Source organism: Cupriavidus sp. BIC8F (genome assembly GCF_032465815.1).
Classification (GTDB): domain Bacteria; phylum Pseudomonadota; class Gammaproteobacteria; order Burkholderiales; family Burkholderiaceae; genus Cupriavidus; species Cupriavidus necator.
In genome coordinates, this window is sequence record NZ_CP136094.1 from 600,928 (window position 1) to 616,592 (window position 15,665).

General features: G+C 68.7%; 13 protein-coding genes. 9 read left to right on the forward strand and 4 right to left on the reverse strand.

The features are described 5' to 3' along the window. Nucleotides 1-68: 68 nt before the first annotated feature. The 4 genes from RS901_RS02760 to RS901_RS02775 form a co-directional block, all read right to left on the reverse strand. Nucleotides 69-2,006: a bifunctional anthranilate synthase component I family protein/class IV aminotransferase gene (locus RS901_RS02760; RefSeq protein ID WP_316151417.1), complete on the reverse strand. Its 1,938-nt coding sequence runs from the start codon at nt 2,004-2,006 to the stop codon at nt 69-71. 107 nt (nt 2,007-2,113) lie between these two features. Beyond that, nucleotides 2,114-3,259: a molecular chaperone DnaJ gene (gene dnaJ, locus RS901_RS02765; protein ID WP_316151418.1), complete on the reverse strand. Its 1,146-nt coding sequence runs from the start codon at nt 3,257-3,259 to the stop codon at nt 2,114-2,116. A 171-nt stretch (nt 3,260-3,430) separates the two neighbouring features. After that, nucleotides 3,431-5,380, reverse strand: a complete 1,950-nt coding sequence (dnaK, locus tag RS901_RS02770; RefSeq protein WP_316151419.1) for a molecular chaperone DnaK — start codon at nt 5,378-5,380, stop codon at nt 3,431-3,433. Between the two features lie 190 nt (nt 5,381-5,570). Continuing rightward, nucleotides 5,571-6,137: a cob(I)yrinic acid a,c-diamide adenosyltransferase gene (locus RS901_RS02775; RefSeq protein WP_316151420.1), complete on the reverse strand. Its 567-nt coding sequence runs from the start codon at nt 6,135-6,137 to the stop codon at nt 5,571-5,573. Between the two features lie 325 nt (nt 6,138-6,462). Between RS901_RS02775 and RS901_RS02780 the strand changes: the two genes are divergently transcribed. The 9 genes from RS901_RS02780 to RS901_RS02820 all read left to right on the forward strand — a co-directional run bounded on the left by RS901_RS02780 (nt 6,463) and on the right by RS901_RS02820 (nt 15,646). Further along, a complete protein-coding gene (locus RS901_RS02780; RefSeq protein WP_316151421.1) occupies nt 6,463-7,893 on the forward strand; it encodes an FAD-binding oxidoreductase in 1,431 nt (476 codons plus the stop codon). 14 nt (nt 7,894-7,907) lie between these two features. Beyond that, nucleotides 7,908-8,798 (forward strand): LysR substrate-binding domain-containing protein, encoded by an 891-nt coding sequence (locus tag RS901_RS02785; RefSeq protein WP_316151422.1) that lies wholly within the window; start codon nt 7,908-7,910, stop codon nt 8,796-8,798. 12 nt (nt 8,799-8,810) lie between these two features. Continuing rightward, nucleotides 8,811-9,341: a GNAT family N-acetyltransferase gene (locus RS901_RS02790; protein WP_316151423.1), complete on the forward strand. Its 531-nt coding sequence runs from the start codon at nt 8,811-8,813 to the stop codon at nt 9,339-9,341. Nucleotides 9,342-9,593: 252 nt separating this feature from the next. Further along, on the forward strand, nt 9,594-11,108 hold the full coding sequence (locus RS901_RS02795; RefSeq protein WP_316151424.1) for an FAD-linked oxidase C-terminal domain-containing protein: 1,515 nt from the start codon (nt 9,594-9,596) through the stop codon (nt 11,106-11,108). A gap of 8 nt (nt 11,109-11,116) precedes the next feature. After that, on the forward strand, nt 11,117-12,034 hold the full coding sequence (locus RS901_RS02800; protein WP_316151425.1) for an ion transporter: 918 nt from the start codon (nt 11,117-11,119) through the stop codon (nt 12,032-12,034). A 27-nt stretch (nt 12,035-12,061) separates the two neighbouring features. Beyond that, nucleotides 12,062-13,165 carry a glycolate oxidase subunit GlcE gene (gene glcE / locus RS901_RS02805; RefSeq protein ID WP_316151426.1) on the forward strand — a complete coding sequence of 368 codons (1,104 nt, stop codon included), beginning with the start codon at nt 12,062-12,064 and terminating at the stop codon, nt 13,163-13,165. A gap of 42 nt (nt 13,166-13,207) precedes the next feature. Further along, on the forward strand, nt 13,208-14,461 hold the full coding sequence (gene glcF, locus RS901_RS02810; RefSeq protein WP_316151428.1) for a glycolate oxidase subunit GlcF: 1,254 nt from the start codon (nt 13,208-13,210) through the stop codon (nt 14,459-14,461). A gap of 85 nt (nt 14,462-14,546) precedes the next feature. Beyond that, nucleotides 14,547-14,924: a CidA/LrgA family protein gene (locus RS901_RS02815; protein ID WP_316151429.1), complete on the forward strand. Its 378-nt coding sequence runs from the start codon at nt 14,547-14,549 to the stop codon at nt 14,922-14,924. Beyond that, nucleotides 14,921-15,646 (forward strand): LrgB family protein, encoded by a 726-nt coding sequence (locus tag RS901_RS02820; RefSeq protein WP_013957927.1) that lies wholly within the window; start codon nt 14,921-14,923, stop codon nt 15,644-15,646. The genes RS901_RS02815 and RS901_RS02820 overlap by 4 nt, the downstream gene beginning before the upstream one ends. Nucleotides 15,647-15,665: the final 19 nt, after the last annotated feature.

The following is a 15,665-nucleotide window of genomic DNA, read 5'->3' on the forward strand; positions in this document are numbered from 1 at the left end:
CTAGCCTGCGCCGCGCCTGGCTTGAACGCGTCCCTTTTTCATGGTGAAACGGGTTCTAAGTTTCCCGCTTACTGGCCCAGCGTCGCCGGCATCGCACCGCGCAAGGCGTTGACCAGGACGATGGCCTCGGCGCGCGCGAGCATCGCGCGCGTGATCACGGCTTCCGTCACCGCATCGCGGGGGGCGCCCAGCGCCGCCCCGCCTTCGTACAGCACCACCGCGCGCATCACGCCGGGCAGGATGTCGGCCGACAGCGGCGGCGTCAGCCAGCGGCCATCGATGCGGATGAAGACCGAGCTGCGCCCGCCTTCCAGCAGTTCACCGCGCGTGTTGAAGAACAGCCGGTCAAAGCCGCCGGCACGCTCGGCGGTCTGCCAGCCCGCATCGAACACCGCGCGCGCGCTGGTCTTGTGGCGGCGCAGCGGGTCGGCGGCGAGCAACGGATCGGCGGCAATGTCGATCCCGACCGGCCCCGGCGGCAAGGGCGCCAGCGCGCCGCTGGCAAACGCGAGCGTGCCGGCCTTGTCCACGCTCAGGCGCAGGCGCCACGTGCCTGCGCCCAGTTGCGCCACCTGTGCGGCCACGGCCGCGCGCGCCGCGTTGGCATCGAAGGCAAAACCAAATGCCAGCGCCGAGGCCCCGATCCGCGCCAGGTGCCGCGCCAGGTAGCGGCATTCGCCGTCCTGCACGCGCATGGTCTCGAACAGCGTGAAGCCGGGGTCGTGCCGGGTCAGGAAGCGCGCCTTCCAGCCGCATTCGGCAAACTCCTCAGCCGCCACGCTGTCATGGACGATGCCGCCGCCCACGCCCATCTCGCCGGCGCGCAGGCCGTTGGCCGCGGCGGGTGCCAGCACCAGCGTGCGGATCGCCACCGACAGCGCAAACCGGCCGGCTGCGGCATCACCGGCCGGCGCATCGATCCAGCCGATCGCTCCGGTGTACAGCCCGCGCGGCGTATCTTCCAGTTCGGCAATGATCTGCATGGTGCGCCGCTTGGGCGCGCCGGTGATCGAGCCGCACGGGAACAGCGCCGCCATCAGCGCGCCAAAGCGCGTGCCGAGCCGCGCTGTCGCGGTCACGGTAGAGGTCATCTGCAGCACCGCGCCAAACGGCTGCACCGCAAAGCGCTCCGGCACCGCCACGCTGCCCGGCTGCGCGATGCGCCCCAGGTCGTTGCGCAGCAGGTCGACGATCATCACGTTCTCGGCGCGGTTCTTGGCATCGGCGGCCAGCGCGGCAGCGGCCTGCGCATCGCGCACGGCATCGCCCGAGCGCGGCGCGGTGCCCTTCATCGGCCGGGTCAGCAGGTGGCCCTGGCCGTCGTGGCGCACGAACAGCTCGGGCGACAGCGACAGCACCGTGGCGCCATCCGGCAGGCTGGCCAGCACGCCATACGGCACCGGCTGCGCGGCGCGCAGCGCGGCGTACAGCGCCACCGGGTCGCCAAAGGCATCGAAGCGCAGGCGCTGGGTGTAGTTGACCTGGTAGGTGTCGCCGGCCTCGATCCACTGGTGGATGCGGGCGATGGCGTCGTCGAAGGCCTCGCGGGAGGTATCGGAGGCCACGTCCATCAGGCCCGCTGGCTTGGGGTCGGCTTTCGACTGCAGCCACGCAGTGACCGCCGCGGCATCGAGCCGGCGCAGGTTGCGGAACCACAGCAGGCGCAGCGCGCCGTCGTGGAACGGCATCTCGTTACCGGTATGCACCGGGGCATCGACCAGTGCGCCGCCGAATTCGTAGGGGGCAAACAGGGTGGCATGCCAGCCCTGGCGCCAGCCGTCGGCAAGCATGGTGTCGAGCTGCGCGATGTCGCTGCCGGCGGGCAGCACGTCTTCGCGGATGAGGCCGGTGTAGAGGCGTGATGCGGCTTGCGCCGCCGGGGCCGTGGCGTCGTCGAGAAGAGCGAAGACCTCTTCTCCCCCTGGCTGCGTGCTCCCCTCTCCCGCTCGCGGGGGAGAGGCCGGGGATACCGGGGGTGAGGTCGGGGGCTGGATGCTTGCTACCACGGGGAAATCGTCTGAAAAGAAGCGGCGGGGACAACCCTGGCATTATCGCGCGCCAAAAACAAAACCGGCCACGCTCGCACGTGGCCGGTCCGATACTGCAAACCCGGTCAGCTGAAGAAGCTCTTCACCTTGTCCAGCCAGGATTGCTCCTGCGGGCTGTGGCGCGAGCCACCCTCATGCACCGAGCGGTCGAACTGGCGCAGCATGTCCTTCTGCGCCTCGGTCAGCTTGACCGGCGTCTCCACGTTCACATGCACATAGAGGTCGCCCGGATAGCCGGAGCGCACGCCCTTGATGCCCTTGCCGCGCAGGCGGAAGGTCTTGCCGGACTGGGTGGCTTCAGGCACCGGGAAGGTGGCCTTGCCGCTCAGCGTCGGCACTTCCAGGTCGCCGCCCAGCGCTGCGGTGGCGAAGGAGATCGGCATCTGGCAGTGCAGGTCGTCGCCGTCGCGCTCGAACATCGGGTGCTGCTTGATGTGAACTTCCACGTACAAGTCGCCCGGGGGGCCGCCGTTGATGCCCGGCTCGCCGTTGCCCGACGAGCGGATGCGCATGCCTTCGTCGATGCCGGCCGGGATCTTCACTTCCAGCGTCTTCTGCGACTTCAGCTTGCCCTGGCCGTGGCACTTGGTGCAGGGCTTGGGGATGAACTTGCCGCTGCCGTGGCACTTCGGGCAGGTCTGCTGCATGGTGAAGAAGCCCTGCGACACGCGCACCTGGCCGGCGCCGTGGCAGGTCGGGCAGGTTTCCACGCTCGAGCCCGGCTCCGCGCCATTGCCGTGGCAGTGGTCGCAGTCGTCCCAGTGCGGCACGCGGATCTGAGCCTCGTGGCCGTGCGCGGCCTGCTCCAGCGAGATCTCCATGCTGTAGCGCAGGTCGGCGCCGCGATAGGCCTGCGGCCCGCCGCCACCGCGGCGGCCACCGGCCTGCTGGCCGAAGATGTCGCCGAAGATATCGCCGAAGGCCTCGGCGAAACCGCCGTAGCCCTGCGCGCCGCCAAAGCCGCCCGCCATGTTCGGATCCACACCGGCATGGCCGTACTGGTCGTAGGCTGCCTTCTTCTCCGGGTCGGAAAGCATCTCGTAGGCCTCTTTGACCTCCTTGAATTTTTCCTCGGCGATCTTGCCGTCCTTGCCCTCCGGATTGCGGTCCGGGTGGTACTTCATCGCGAGCTTGCGATAAGCCTTCTTGATCTCGTCGTCGCTCGCGTTCTTGCCTACCCCGAGCACTTCGTAATAGTCACGTTTTGCCATGGTGGCTCAAACCCTTTTGGCCGGCACGCGCATGCAACGCGATACCGGCGAATAGCAAAAAAGCCGAGCGAGGCATCCGACGGCGGTTTCCCGCTGGGTCCGATGGCCGCGCCCGGCGTCGGGGCGGGAGCGGTGCCGGCCAGTGCCTGCACCGCCGCCCGCGTGTCCCGATTACTTCTTGTCGTTGACTTCCTTGAATTCGGCGTCCACAACGTTGTCGTCCTGCGGCTGCGCCTGCTGGCCACCGGCCGCGCCGGCACCGGCAGCACCGGGCGCGGCACCTTCGCCGGCCTTGGCCTGCATGTCGGCGTAGACCTTCTCGCCCAGCTTCTGGCTGACTTCGGACAGCGCGTTGACCTTGGCGTCGATCTCGGCCTTGTCGCCGCCGCGAGCGGCGTCTTCCAGTTCCTTGATCGCGGCTTCGATCTTTTCCTTCTCGCCGCCTTCCAGCTTGTCACCGTATTCGGTGAGCGCCTTCTTCGTCGAGTGGATCAGCGCGTCGGCCTGGTTGCGGGCGTCAGCCAGCTCACGGGCCTTCTTGTCTTCCTCGGCATTGGCCTCGGCGTCCTTGACCATGCGCTGGATCTCGTCTTCCGACAGGCCCGAGTTCGCCTTGATGGTGATCCGGTTTTCCTTGCCGGTTGCCTTGTCCTTGGCGCCCACGTGCAGGATGCCGTTGGCGTCGATGTCGAACGACACTTCGATCTGCGGCGTGCCACGCGCTGCGGGCGGAATGCCTTCCAGGTTGAACTCGCCCAGCAGCTTGTTGCCAGAGGCCATTTCACGCTCGCCCTGGAACACCTTGATGGTCACCGCCGGCTGGTTGTCGTCGGCGGTCGAGAACACCTGCGCATGCTTGGTCGGGATGGTGGTGTTCTTGGTGATCATCTTGGTCATCACGCCACCCAGGGTCTCGATCCCCAGTGACAGCGGCGTCACGTCCAGCAGCAGCACATCGGTACGGTCGCCCGACAGCACCGAGCCCTGGATCGCGGCACCGACGGCCACGGCTTCATCCGGGTTCACGTCCTTGCGCGCTTCCTTGCCGAAGAACTCCTTGACCTGTTCCTGCACCTTGGGCATGCGGGTCATGCCGCCGACCAGGATCACGTCGTCGATGTCGCCGACCTTGACGCCCGCGTCCTTGATGGCGATGCGGCACGGCTCGATGGTGCGCGTGATCAGCTCTTCCACCAGGGATTCGAGCTTGGCACGGGTCATCTTCAGGTTCAGGTGCTTCGGACCCGAGGCATCGGCCGTGATGTACGGCAGGTTGATCTCGGTCTGCTGCGAGCTCGACAGTTCGATCTTGGCCTTTTCAGCGGCTTCCTTCAGGCGCTGCAGCGCGAGCACGTCCTTGGACAGGTCCACGCCCTGGTCCTTCTTGAACTCGCTGATGATGTAGTCGATGATGCGCTGGTCGAAGTCTTCGCCGCCCAGGAAGGTGTCGCCGTTGGTCGACAGCACTTCGAACTGCTTCTCGCCGTCCACGTCCGCGATCTCGATGATCGAGATGTCGAAGGTGCCGCCGCCGAGGTCATACACGGCAATCTTGCGGTCGCCCTTCTCGTTCTTGTCCATGCCGAACGCCAGCGCAGCCGCGGTCGGCTCGTTGATGATGCGCTTGACGTCCAGGCCGGCGATGCGGCCGGCGTCCTTGGTGGCCTGGCGCTGCGAGTCGTTGAAGTAGGCCGGCACGGTGATCACGGCTTCGGTCACCGGCTCGCCGAGGTAGTCCTCGGCCGTCTTCTTCATCTTGCGCAGCACTTCGGCGGAAACCTGCGGCGGGGCCAGCTTCTGGTCGCGCACCGACACCCATGCGTCGCCGTTGTCGGCCTTGACGATGGAGTACGGCATCAGGCCGATGTCCTTCTGGACTTCCTTCTCTTCGAACTTGCGGCCGATCAGGCGCTTGACCGCGTACAGCGTGTTACGCGGGTTGGTGACCGCCTGGCGCTTGGCCGGCGCGCCGACCAGGATCTCGCCGTCTTCCATGTAGGCGATGATCGACGGGGTGGTGCGGGCACCCTCCGAGTTTTCGATGACCTTGGGGGTGTTGCCTTCCAGGATGGCGACGCAGCTATTGGTGGTACCGAGGTCGATACCGATGATCTTACCCATTTATTCTCTCCTCTTGAGCCAGCGCTATCCGCGCGGCTGCAATTCAACCTGAGGCCGAAATGTGGCCGTCCGGGGGCTTTTCAAGGGCAGAACCGGCAAATCCGAGTAATTTTCTCGGTTTCTGCACGCTTTCAACGGCATCCACTGCCGCAGGTTAAGCCGGCGGCGCGGCGCGGCCGTCGCAAGTGGCTTACTCGATACCTCCAGGCGCGTCGCGATCGCGCTGCCACAACACGTCCGAACCGCCCCCGGCCCGGTTCAGCACCCGCGCCAGCACGAACATCAGGTCCGACAGCCGGTTCAGGTACTGGCGCGGCGCCTCGTTCAGCGGCTCGGCCGCTCCCAGCGCCACCAGCGCGCGTTCGGCACGGCGGCACACGGTGCGGCAGACATGGGCCTGCGCCGCGGCGCGGCTGCCGCCGGGCAGGATGAATTCGGCCAGCCGCGGCAGGTTGGCGTTGTAGTCGGACAGCCAGGTGTCGAGCTGCGCCACCTGCTCAGGCTTGAGCAGGGTGTAGCCCGGGATGGACAGCTCGCCACCCAGGTCGAACAGGTCGTGCTGGATATGCAGCAGCGCGGCGCGCACGTCGTCCGGCAGGGCCTCGGTCAGCAGCACGCCGACGTGGCAGTTGAGCTCATCGACGTCGCCGATGGCGGCGATGCGCAGGCTGTCCTTGCCGGTGCGGCTGCCGTCGCCCAGGCCGGTGGTGCCGGCGTCGCCGGTGCGGGTGGCAATCTTGGACAGGCGGTGGCCCATGCCGGTCTCCTCGTAAGCGTGTGGTAGTCGTGGTCCGCCCTGCAACGCGGGGCGCCAGGGGGAAAGACGCATTATCGCGCCGGACCGCCTCGGCGGGCCAAGCTCTTGTGTCCCGGCGCTTGCCGTGCGGCTATCGGCCAGTACCTGCCGGCCGCCGGCCGCCGCGGCGCCCCGCCAGGGTGCATGAGCCGCCGCGCGGCGTAGAATGCCGGTAGCCCCCATTCATCGTCCATTCGATCACCGGGTCGCGCCCCTGCCGGCCAGACCGGAGCTTGCTCCGGAGCGCCGCCGGCACCACCGTCGCGCCGACCCGCCGGAGACCCGCATGAACCACCCCACGCCGCCCGCCACCCTCGCCCGCCGTCCGCTGCCGCCCGCCTGCAGCGACGCCCTGGCGGCTCGCTTTGGCGACCGCTTCACCACCTCCGCCGGCGTGTGCGAACACCACGGCCGCGATGAATCCCCGTTCCCGCCGGCCGTGCCTGACGCCGTGGTCTTCGCCCACAGCACTGAGGAAGTGGCCGCGGTGGCGCGCCTGTGCAACCAGCATGGCGTGCCGCTGATCCCGTATGGCGCCGGCTCGTCGCTGGAAGGCCATCTGCTGGCCGTGGCAGGCGGCATCAGCCTGGACCTGTCGCAGATGAACCGCGTGCTGGCAGTGCAGCCCGAGGATCTGACCGTGACCGTGCAGCCCGGCGTCACGCGCAAGCAGCTGAACCAGGAAATCAAGGACACCGGCCTGTTCTTCCCGATCGACCCGGGCGCCGACGCCTCGCTGGGCGGCATGTGCGCCACGCGCGCCTCCGGGACCAACGCGGTGCGCTACGGCACCATGCGCGAGAACGTGCTGGCGCTGACGGTGGTGACCGCCGACGGCCGCGTGGTACGCACCGGCACGCAGGCGCGCAAGTCGGCGGCGGGCTATGACCTGACCCGGCTCTTTATCGGCAGCGAAGGCACGCTCGGCATCATCACCGAGGTGACGGTGCGGCTCTACCCGCAGCCGGAAGCGATCTCCGCCGCGGTGTGCGCCTTCCCCAGCATGGGCAGCGCGGTGCAGGCGGTGATCCAGACCATCCAGCTGGGCGTGCCGGTGGCGCGCGTGGAGTTTGTCGATGCGCTGGCGATCCGCGCCATCAACCGTCACGACAACCTGACCCTGCCGGAAACGCCGCATCTGTTCTTCGAATTCCACGGCACCGAGGCCGGCGTACGCGAGCAGGCCGAGACCGTGCAGCAGATCACCGCCGAGCACGGCGGCCAGGGCTTTGAATGGGCCACGCGCCCGGAGGACCGCAGCCGGCTGTGGAACGCGCGCCATACCGCCTACTTCGCCATGCTGCAGCTCAAGCCGGGCTGCAAGTCGGTGACCACCGACGTGTGCGTGCCGATCTCGCGCCTGGCCGACTGCGTCACCGAGACCGAGAAGGACCTGAACGCCTCGGCGCTGCCCTGCCCCATCGTCGGCCATGTCGGCGACGGCAACTTCCACGTGGCGATCCTGGTCGACCCCGACAAGCCCGAGGAAATGGCCGAGGCCGAGGCCATCAACCAGCGCATCGTCGAGCGCGCGCTGGCGATGGGCGGCACCTGCACCGGCGAGCACGGCGTCGGCCTGCACAAGCAGCGCTTCCTGGTGGAGGAGCACGGCGAGGATGCGCTCGACCTGATGCGCGCGATCAAGGACGCGCTGGACCCCAACCACATCCTGAACCCGGGCAAGATCTTCAGCGCCACGCGCGCGGGCACGCAGTAAGGCGTACCGGGCAGATGGCCTCCATGTTCAACCGCGTCCCGCCGCTGCACCTGCTGATCGCCTTCGAGGCGGCGGCGCGCCTGGGCAGCTTCGCGCGCGCGGCCGAAGAGCTGTCGGTCACGCCCAGCGCGGTCTCGCACCGCATCAAGAATCTTGAGGAGCTGTGGGGCGAAGACCTGTTCGTGCGCGCCAACGCGGCGCTGCGGCTGACCGCCGCCGGCACGCGCTACCTGCGCAACGTGCAGGATGCGCTCAAGTCGCTCAACGAGCTGGCGCGGCCCGAGTACAACAAGCTGCGCACCCGGCTGCGGGTGGCGATCCCGCCCACCTTCGGGCGCCAGCACCTGGTGCCGCGCCTGCCTGAGTTCGGCGCGCTGTATCCGCATGTCGACCTCGAGCTGCACCTGGCGATCCCGTTCCTGGACGTCAAGGCCGAGGACACCGATGTCGAGATCCGCTATGGCACCGGCCGCTACCCCGACCTGAAGACCACCCGGCTGCTGGTCGAGCCGGTGTTCCCGGCCTGCGGCCGCGAGTACTACGAGCGCGTCAACGGCCGCGCCATCACCCGGCCCGAGCACCTGCACGGCCTGGTGCTGCTGCGCAGCCCGCTGGAGCCGTGGAAGCCGTGGTTCGAGACCGCCGGGCTGGACTGGGCCGAGCCGCAGACCGGGCCGCAGTTCAATGACATCGGCCTGATGCTGGAGGCGATCGCGTCCAACCAGGGCGTGGCGCTGGTACGCCAGCGCATGGCTCGGCACTGGCTGTCGCTGGGGCAGATGGTGCGGCTGCTCGATGTGGAATCGGTCTCGCCGCATGGCTACTACATCGTCGAGCGCGAACAGGCCCCGCTCAAGCCCGAGGCGCGCTATTTCGTCGACTGGCTGCTGAGCCTGGACTGGTAGGAGACCGATCCCATGGAAATCCGCCTGCTGACCCCCGCCGATGCCGCCGCCTTCCAGGCGCTGCGGCTGCAAGGCCTGGCCGAAGCGCCGGAGGCCTTCGCTTCCAGCCTGGAGGAGGAACAGGACCGGCCGCTGGAAATCGTTGCCGGGCGCCTGGCCGCGACCGAGGGCAAGGCCGTGTTCGGCGCCTTCGTTGACGGCACCGATGGCAGCGCGCTGGCCGGCGTGGTCGGGGTGATGCGCGAGGAAAACGCCAAGCACCGGCACAAGGCCTTTATCTGGGGCATGTACGTGGCCCCGGGCTGGCGCGACCGCAAGCTCGGCCGCGCGCTGATGGAGCGGGCCATGGAACAGGCCGCCGCCATGCCGGGCGTGCGCCAGGTGACGCTGTGCGTCAATGCCGGCAGCGCGGGCGCGGTGCGCCTGTATGAGTCGCTCGGCTTCGTGCGCACGGGGCTGGAGCCGGATGCGCTGTACGTCGCGCCGCACTTCCACGACAAGCTCGACATGGTCTGCTTCCTGCCGCAGCCGCCGGCACGCTGAGTCCGGCCGGGCCGCCTTCCCTGCACCCGCGCCGCGGTGTACGCTGGACTTGCGTCCCATGCCAGGCGTGATTTCCCGCGCAGCCATGATGAGCATTTTTGATCGGCCTGCCATGCGGAATTCACGTCTCCCGTGGTGCCCGCACCAGGTGCCCTGCGCTATAGTCACCCGTCCCCCGCGGCAGGCCCTGCATTGCCGCGACCGGCAGGCCGCGCACCGGCCGCCATCCAGGAGGCCCCACAGGAGTCGTTCATGAATGCCCCGCACGAAGCCCAAACCATCGCCCCCGACGGCGCCCATGCCACGGCCGAAGGCCGCCGCAGCGCGCTGCTGGCCGGCCTGGCGCAGATCCTGCCGGATGCCGCGCTGCTGTGGAAGCCGGAAGACACCGTCCCCTATGAATGCGACGGCCTGGCCGCGTACCGCCAGGTGCCAATGGCCGTGGCCCTGCCCGACACCGAGGAACAGGTCTGCGCGATCCTGCGCCTGTGCCACAAGCTGGGCGTGCCGGTGGTGCCACGCGGCGCCGGCACCAGCCTGTCGGGCGGCGCCATGCCGATCGCCGAGGGCCTGGTGCTGTCGCTGGCCAAGTTCAAGCGCATCCTGTCGGTCGATCCGTACTCGCGCACCGCGGTGGTCCAGCCGGGGGTGCGCAACCTGGCGATCTCCGACGCCGCCGCACCCCACAACCTGTACTACGCGCCGGACCCGTCCTCGCAGATCGCCTGCACCATCGGCGGCAACGTCAGCGAGAACTCAGGCGGCGTGCACTGCCTGAAGTACGGCCTGACCGTGCACAACGTGCTGCGCGTGCGCGCGGTGACGATGGAGGGCGAGGTGGTAGTGTTCGGCTCCGAGGCCCCCGATTCTCCGGGCCTGGACCTGCTGGCGGTGCTGATCGGCTCCGAAGGCATGCTGGCCGTGGTCACCGAGGTCACGGTGCGCCTGATCCCCAAGCCGCAGCTGGCGCAGGTGATCATGGCCTGCTTCGACGATGTCGAGAAAGGCGGCAATGCGGTGGCGGACGTGATCGCCGCCGGCATCATCCCGGCCGGGCTGGAAATGATGGACAAGCCCGCCACCGCCGCGGTCGAGCAGTTTGTGCATGCGGGCTATGACCTGGATGCCGCCGCCATCCTGCTGTGCGAATCCGACGGCACCCCGGAAGAAGTGGCCGAGGAAATCGAACGCATGAGCGCGGTGCTGACGGCATCCGGCTGCACCCGCATCGTGGTCTCGCAGAACGAGGCCGAGCGCCTGCGCTTCTGGAGCGGCCGCAAGAACGCCTTCCCCGCCGCCGGGCGGATCTCGCCGGACTACTACTGCATGGACGGCACCATCCCGCGCAAGCACATCGGCACGCTGCTCAGGCGCATCGAGGACATGGAGCGCAAGTACGGCCTGCGCTGCATCAACGTGTTCCATGCCGGCGACGGCAACATGCACCCGCTGGTGCTGTTCGATGGCGCCGACCAGGACGAATGGCACCGCGCCGAGCTGTTTGGCGCCGACATCCTGGAAACCTGCGTCGAGCTGGGCGGCACCGTCACCGGCGAGCACGGCGTGGGCGTGGAGAAGCTCAACTCGATGTGCGTGCAGTTCTCGCCCGCCGAGCGCGATGCCTTCTTCGGCGTCAAGGCCGCCTTCGACCCGGCGCGGCTGCTCAACCCGGACAAGGCCATCCCCACGCTGGCGCGCTGCGCGGAGTACGGCAAGATGCATGTGAAGCGGGGCCTGCTGCCGCACCCAGAGCTGCCGCGCTTCTGAGCCACGCCATGTCCAGCCCACGCCGACGCCAGCACCAGGAAGCGTTCATCCGCCAGCGCCTGGGCCAGCCCGAGACCGGCTGGCGCCTGCGCTGGTACACCATCATCTTCGAGGCCGATACCCGCGAGGGCCGGCTCTTCGATGTCGCGCTGCTGCTGGCCATTGTCGCCAGCGTGATGGTGGTGATGCTCGACAGCCTGCCCGCGGTGAGCAACCGCCTGGGGCGGCTGTTCACCGTGCTGGAATGGATGTTTACGCTGTTCTTCACGGCCGAGTACGTGATGCGCATCCTGGTGGTGCGCCGGCCGTGGCGCTATGTGTTCAGCTTCTACGGCATCATCGACTTCGTCTCGATCATGCCGACCTGGCTGGCGTTCTTCCTGCCCGAGCTGCATTTCCTGATCGACGTGCGCCTGCTGCGGCTGCTGCGCGTGTTCCGGATCCTGAAGCTGACCGTGTACTTCGAGGAGGCCGAGATCCTGTACCGCGCGCTGGTCAACAGCCGGCGCAAGATCTTCGTGTTCCTGGGGACGGTGTTCATCATCACCGTGATCCTGGGCACGGTGATGTACGTGGTGGAAGGTCCGCAGCACGGCTTCACCAGCATCCCGGTCAGCATGTACTGGGCGGTGGTGACGCTGACCACCACGGGCTTCGGCGACATGGTGCCCAAGACCCCGCTGGGGCAGTTCATCACCTCGCTGACCATCCTGCTGGGCTACGGCATCATCGCCTTCCCCACCGGCATCGTCGGCGCCGAGCTGGCCGCCAGCATCCTGAAGCGGCCACTCACCACGCGCACCTGCACCCATTGCCTGACCGAGGGCCACGAACCCGACGCCGGCTACTGCAAGCATTGCGGCAGCCAGCTGCCCGAATACCAGAACGACCGGCCGGAAGTGCCCGGCGGACCTGCCGGCTCCTGAGCCGGCCTTCCCTACCCCACGACGCATATGCAAGCCACCCTCGACGCCATCCGCGACGCCGTCAGGCAAGCCACCGAGACCCGCACCGCGCTGCGGCTGCGCGGCGGCGGCAGCAAGGACTTCTACGGCCAGCCCGCCGCGGGCCAGTTGCTGGACACGCGCGCCTATGCCGGCATCGTCGACTACGACCCGGCCGAGCTGGTGATCACCGCGCGCTGCGGCACGCCGCTGGCCGAGATCGAGGCGGCGCTGGCCGAAAAGCGCCAGATGCTGGCCTTCGAACCGCCCCATTTCGCACTGCCGGGCCAGCCCAGCACCGCGACGCTGGGCGGCGCCGTGGCCGCGGGATTGTCGGGCCCGCGCCGGCAGTCGGTGGGCGCGCTGCGCGACTTCATGCTGGGCGCGCAGCTGATGGACGGCCGCGGCGAGGTGATGGACTTCGGCGGCCAGGTGATGAAGAACGTGGCGGGCTATGACGTGTCGCGGCTGCTGGCGGGCTCGCTCGGCACGCTCGGACTGATCCTGCAGGTATCGGTCAAGGTGCTGCCGGCACCGTTCGACGAGGCCACGCTGCGCTTCGAGCTGGCGCAGGCCGATGCCATCGAGCACCTGAACCGGTGGGGCGGCCAGCCGCTGCCGCTGGCATCTTCGGCCTGGCACGCGGGCGTGCTGCATGTGCGCCTGGCCGGCGCCACCGCCGCCGTGCGTGCCGCGTGCGCCAGGCTGGGCGGCGAGCGCGTGGACGCTGCAGAAGCCGCGGCGCTGTGGCAATCGCTGCGCGAGCAGACCCACCCGTTCTTCGCCCCCGCCCAGGCGGGCCGCGCGCTGTGGCGCCTGGCGGTGCCCACCATCGCCGCGCCGCTGGAGCTGCCCGGCCCACAGCTGATCGAATGGGGGGGCGGCCAGCGCTGGTGGCTGCCCGAGGACGGCGCTGACAAGACCGATGCCGAAAGCGTGCGCGCCGTGGCGCAGGCTGCCGGCGGCCATGCCACGCTGTTCCGCAACGGCGACAAGTCAGTGGGCGTGTTCACGCCGCTGGCCTCGCCGCTGGCCGCGATCCACCGCCGCCTGAAAGAGACCTTCGACCCGGCCGGCATCTTCAACCCGCAGCGCATGTACCCCGGGCTCTGATCCGGCAGGTCCAGACAACTCCAGGCACAACCTCCCCACACCATGCAAACGAACCTGGCCGATTTTCTTCGCAACACGCCCGAAGGCGAGGAAGCCAAATCCATCGTCGGCAATTGCGTGCATTGCGGCTTCTGCACCGCCACCTGCCCCACCTACCAGTTGCTCGGCGATGAACTGGACGGCCCGCGCGGGCGCATCTACCTGATGAAACAGGTGCTGGAAGGCCATGCCATCACCGAAAGCACGCGCCTGCACCTGGACCGCTGCCTGACCTGCCGCAACTGCGAATCGACCTGCCCGTCGGGCGTGCGCTACGGCCGCCTGGTCGATATCGGCCGCAAGCTGGTCGACGACAAGCTCGAGGCCGAAGGCGTGCAGCGCCCCGCCCGCGAGCGCATCGCGCGCTGGGTGCTGCGCGAGGGGCTGACGCGCCCGGCGCTGTTCGGCACGGCGCTGCGCCTGGGCCAGATGGTGCGGCCGCTGCTGCCGGGCACGCTGCGCAACAAGGTGCCGGCGCCGTCCAGCACCGCCGCGCCCGGCACCTGGCCGCGCAATGTGCATGCACGCAAGATGCTGTTGCTCGACGGCTGCGTGCAGCCGGCAATGTCGCCCAACATCAATGCCGCCACTGCGCGCGTGTTCGACCGTGTCGGCGTACAACTGCTGGTGGCGCGCGAAGCCGGCTGCTGCGGCGCGATCCGCTTCCACACCGGCGACCACGACGGCGGCCTCGACAATATGCGCCGCAATATCGACGCCTGGTGGCCGCATATCGAGGACGGCGCCGAAGCCATCGTGATGACCGCCTCGGGCTGCGGCGCGATGGTCAAGGACTACGGCCACCTGCTGCGCAACGATCCGAAGTACGCCGAGCGCGCCCGCCGCGTATCGGCGCTGACGCGCGACCTGTCCGAAGTCTTGCCGGACTTTGCCGACGAGCTGCACACCCTGGCCGGCGCGGTCCCGCGCGACAACCGGCGCGTGGCTTACCACCCGCCCTGCACGCTGCAGCACGGCCAGCAGATCCGCGGCAAAGTCGAAGCGCTCTTGACCGGCCTCGGCGTCGAAGTCAAACTCTGCGCTGACAGCCACCTGTGCTGCGGCTCGGCAGGCACTTATTCGGTGTTGCAGCCGGAACTGGCCTACCGCCTGCGCGACGACAAGCTTGCCAAACTGCAGGCCACGCAGCCCGAAGCCATCGTCTCGGCCAATATCGGCTGCATCTCGCACCTGCAGAGCGGCACCGGCACCCCGGTGATGCACTGGATCGAACTGGTCGACAAGATGCTCGGCTAGCGCGGGCGGGCGGGCAGCATGGGCGGCATGCGTGCATCCCTTCCGGACGCGCGCCGCGCACCTGCGACCAAACGCCACGCCCCCCATGCTCCAGACCTTTGCAATCCTGTTGGTTTTCCAGTCCGTCGGCGAGGTGATCAGCTACGCGCTGACCCTGCCCGTGCCCGGCCCCGTGCTGGGCATGATCCTGCTGTTCGGCTGGCTCGTCTTCGACGACCGCCTGCTGCCCATCATCCAGGGCACCACATCTGAACTGCTCAAGCACCTGTCGCTGCTGTTCGTGCCGGCCGGCGTCGGCATCATGGTCCATGCCAACCGCATCGAGGGCGAATGGATGCCGATCCTGGTGGCGCTGGTGGTGTCCACCTGGCTGGCCATCGCCACCACCGCCGTGGTCACGCGCATGCTGATGCGCAAGCGCGCCGATGTCCCGCCCACCGATGCGAAAGGAGAGCAGGCATGATGACGCCCCGCCTCAACGAGATCTGGGTCTACCTGGCCGCGAGCCCGCTGGTCGGGCTGACCGCCACGCTGCTGGCCTACGTGTTTGCCTTCCGCATCTATGAGCGTTCGCGCTTCTCGCCGCTGGCCAACCCGGTGATGATCGCGGTGGCGCTGCTGGTCACGGTGCTGACCGTCACCGGCACGCCCTACAAGACCTACTTCGACGGCGCGCAGTTCGTGCACTTCCTGCTGGGGCCCGCCACGGTGGCACTGGCGGTGCCGCTGTACCTGCAGCTGCCCAAGCTGCGCACCCATGTGTTCCCGCTGCTGGCGGGGCTGGTGGCGGGCTCGGTGGTGGCGGTGGTGTCGGCGGTGGGCATTGCCTGGCTGCTGGGCGCATCGCCCGAGACCGTGCGCTCGCTCGCGCCCAAGTCGGTGACGATCCCGATCGCCATGGGCGTGGCCGAGAAGATCGGCGGGCTGCCGTCGCTGACGGCGGTGCTGGTGATGGCCACCGGCATCATCGGCGCGATCAGCGCCACCAGCGTGCTGAACCTGCTGCGCATCCGCGACTACAGCGTGCGCGGCTTCGCCACCGGCGTGGCGGCGCACGGCATCGGCACCGCGCGGGCCTTCCAGGTCAACCAGGAAGCCGGCGCCTTTGCCGCGCTGGGCATGGGCCTGAACGGCGTGCTGACGGCGATCATGGTGCCGGTGATGGCGGCGTGGATGCCACACTGACACGCTCCTGACAGGACGC

Excerpts from the sequence above, each read along its gene's own strand:
- glcF (WP_316151428.1), top strand. The coding sequence starts at position 13,208 with ATGCAAACGAACCTGGCCGATTTTCTTCGCAACACGCCCGAAGGCGAG.
- RS901_RS02815 (WP_316151429.1), top strand. The coding sequence starts at position 14,547 with ATGCTCCAGACCTTTGCAATCCTGTTGGTTTTCCAGTCCGTCGGCGAG.
- RS901_RS02780 (WP_316151421.1), top strand. The coding sequence starts at position 6,463 with ATGAACCACCCCACGCCGCCCGCCACCCTCGCCCGCCGTCCGCTGCCG.
- dnaK (WP_316151419.1), bottom strand. The coding sequence starts at position 5,380 with ATGGGTAAGATCATCGGTATCGACCTCGGTACCACCAATAGCTGCGTC.
- RS901_RS02795 (WP_316151424.1), top strand. The coding sequence starts at position 9,594 with ATGAATGCCCCGCACGAAGCCCAAACCATCGCCCCCGACGGCGCCCAT.
- RS901_RS02790 (WP_316151423.1), top strand. The coding sequence starts at position 8,811 with ATGGAAATCCGCCTGCTGACCCCCGCCGATGCCGCCGCCTTCCAGGCG.
- RS901_RS02800 (WP_316151425.1), top strand. The coding sequence starts at position 11,117 with ATGTCCAGCCCACGCCGACGCCAGCACCAGGAAGCGTTCATCCGCCAG.
- glcE (WP_316151426.1), top strand. The coding sequence starts at position 12,062 with ATGCAAGCCACCCTCGACGCCATCCGCGACGCCGTCAGGCAAGCCACC.
- dnaJ (WP_316151418.1), bottom strand. The coding sequence starts at position 3,259 with ATGGCAAAACGTGACTATTACGAAGTGCTCGGGGTAGGCAAGAACGCG.
- RS901_RS02785 (WP_316151422.1), top strand. The coding sequence starts at position 7,908 with ATGGCCTCCATGTTCAACCGCGTCCCGCCGCTGCACCTGCTGATCGCC.
- RS901_RS02820 (WP_013957927.1), top strand. The coding sequence starts at position 14,921 with ATGATGACGCCCCGCCTCAACGAGATCTGGGTCTACCTGGCCGCGAGC.
- RS901_RS02775 (WP_316151420.1), bottom strand. The coding sequence starts at position 6,137 with ATGGGCCACCGCCTGTCCAAGATTGCCACCCGCACCGGCGACGCCGGC.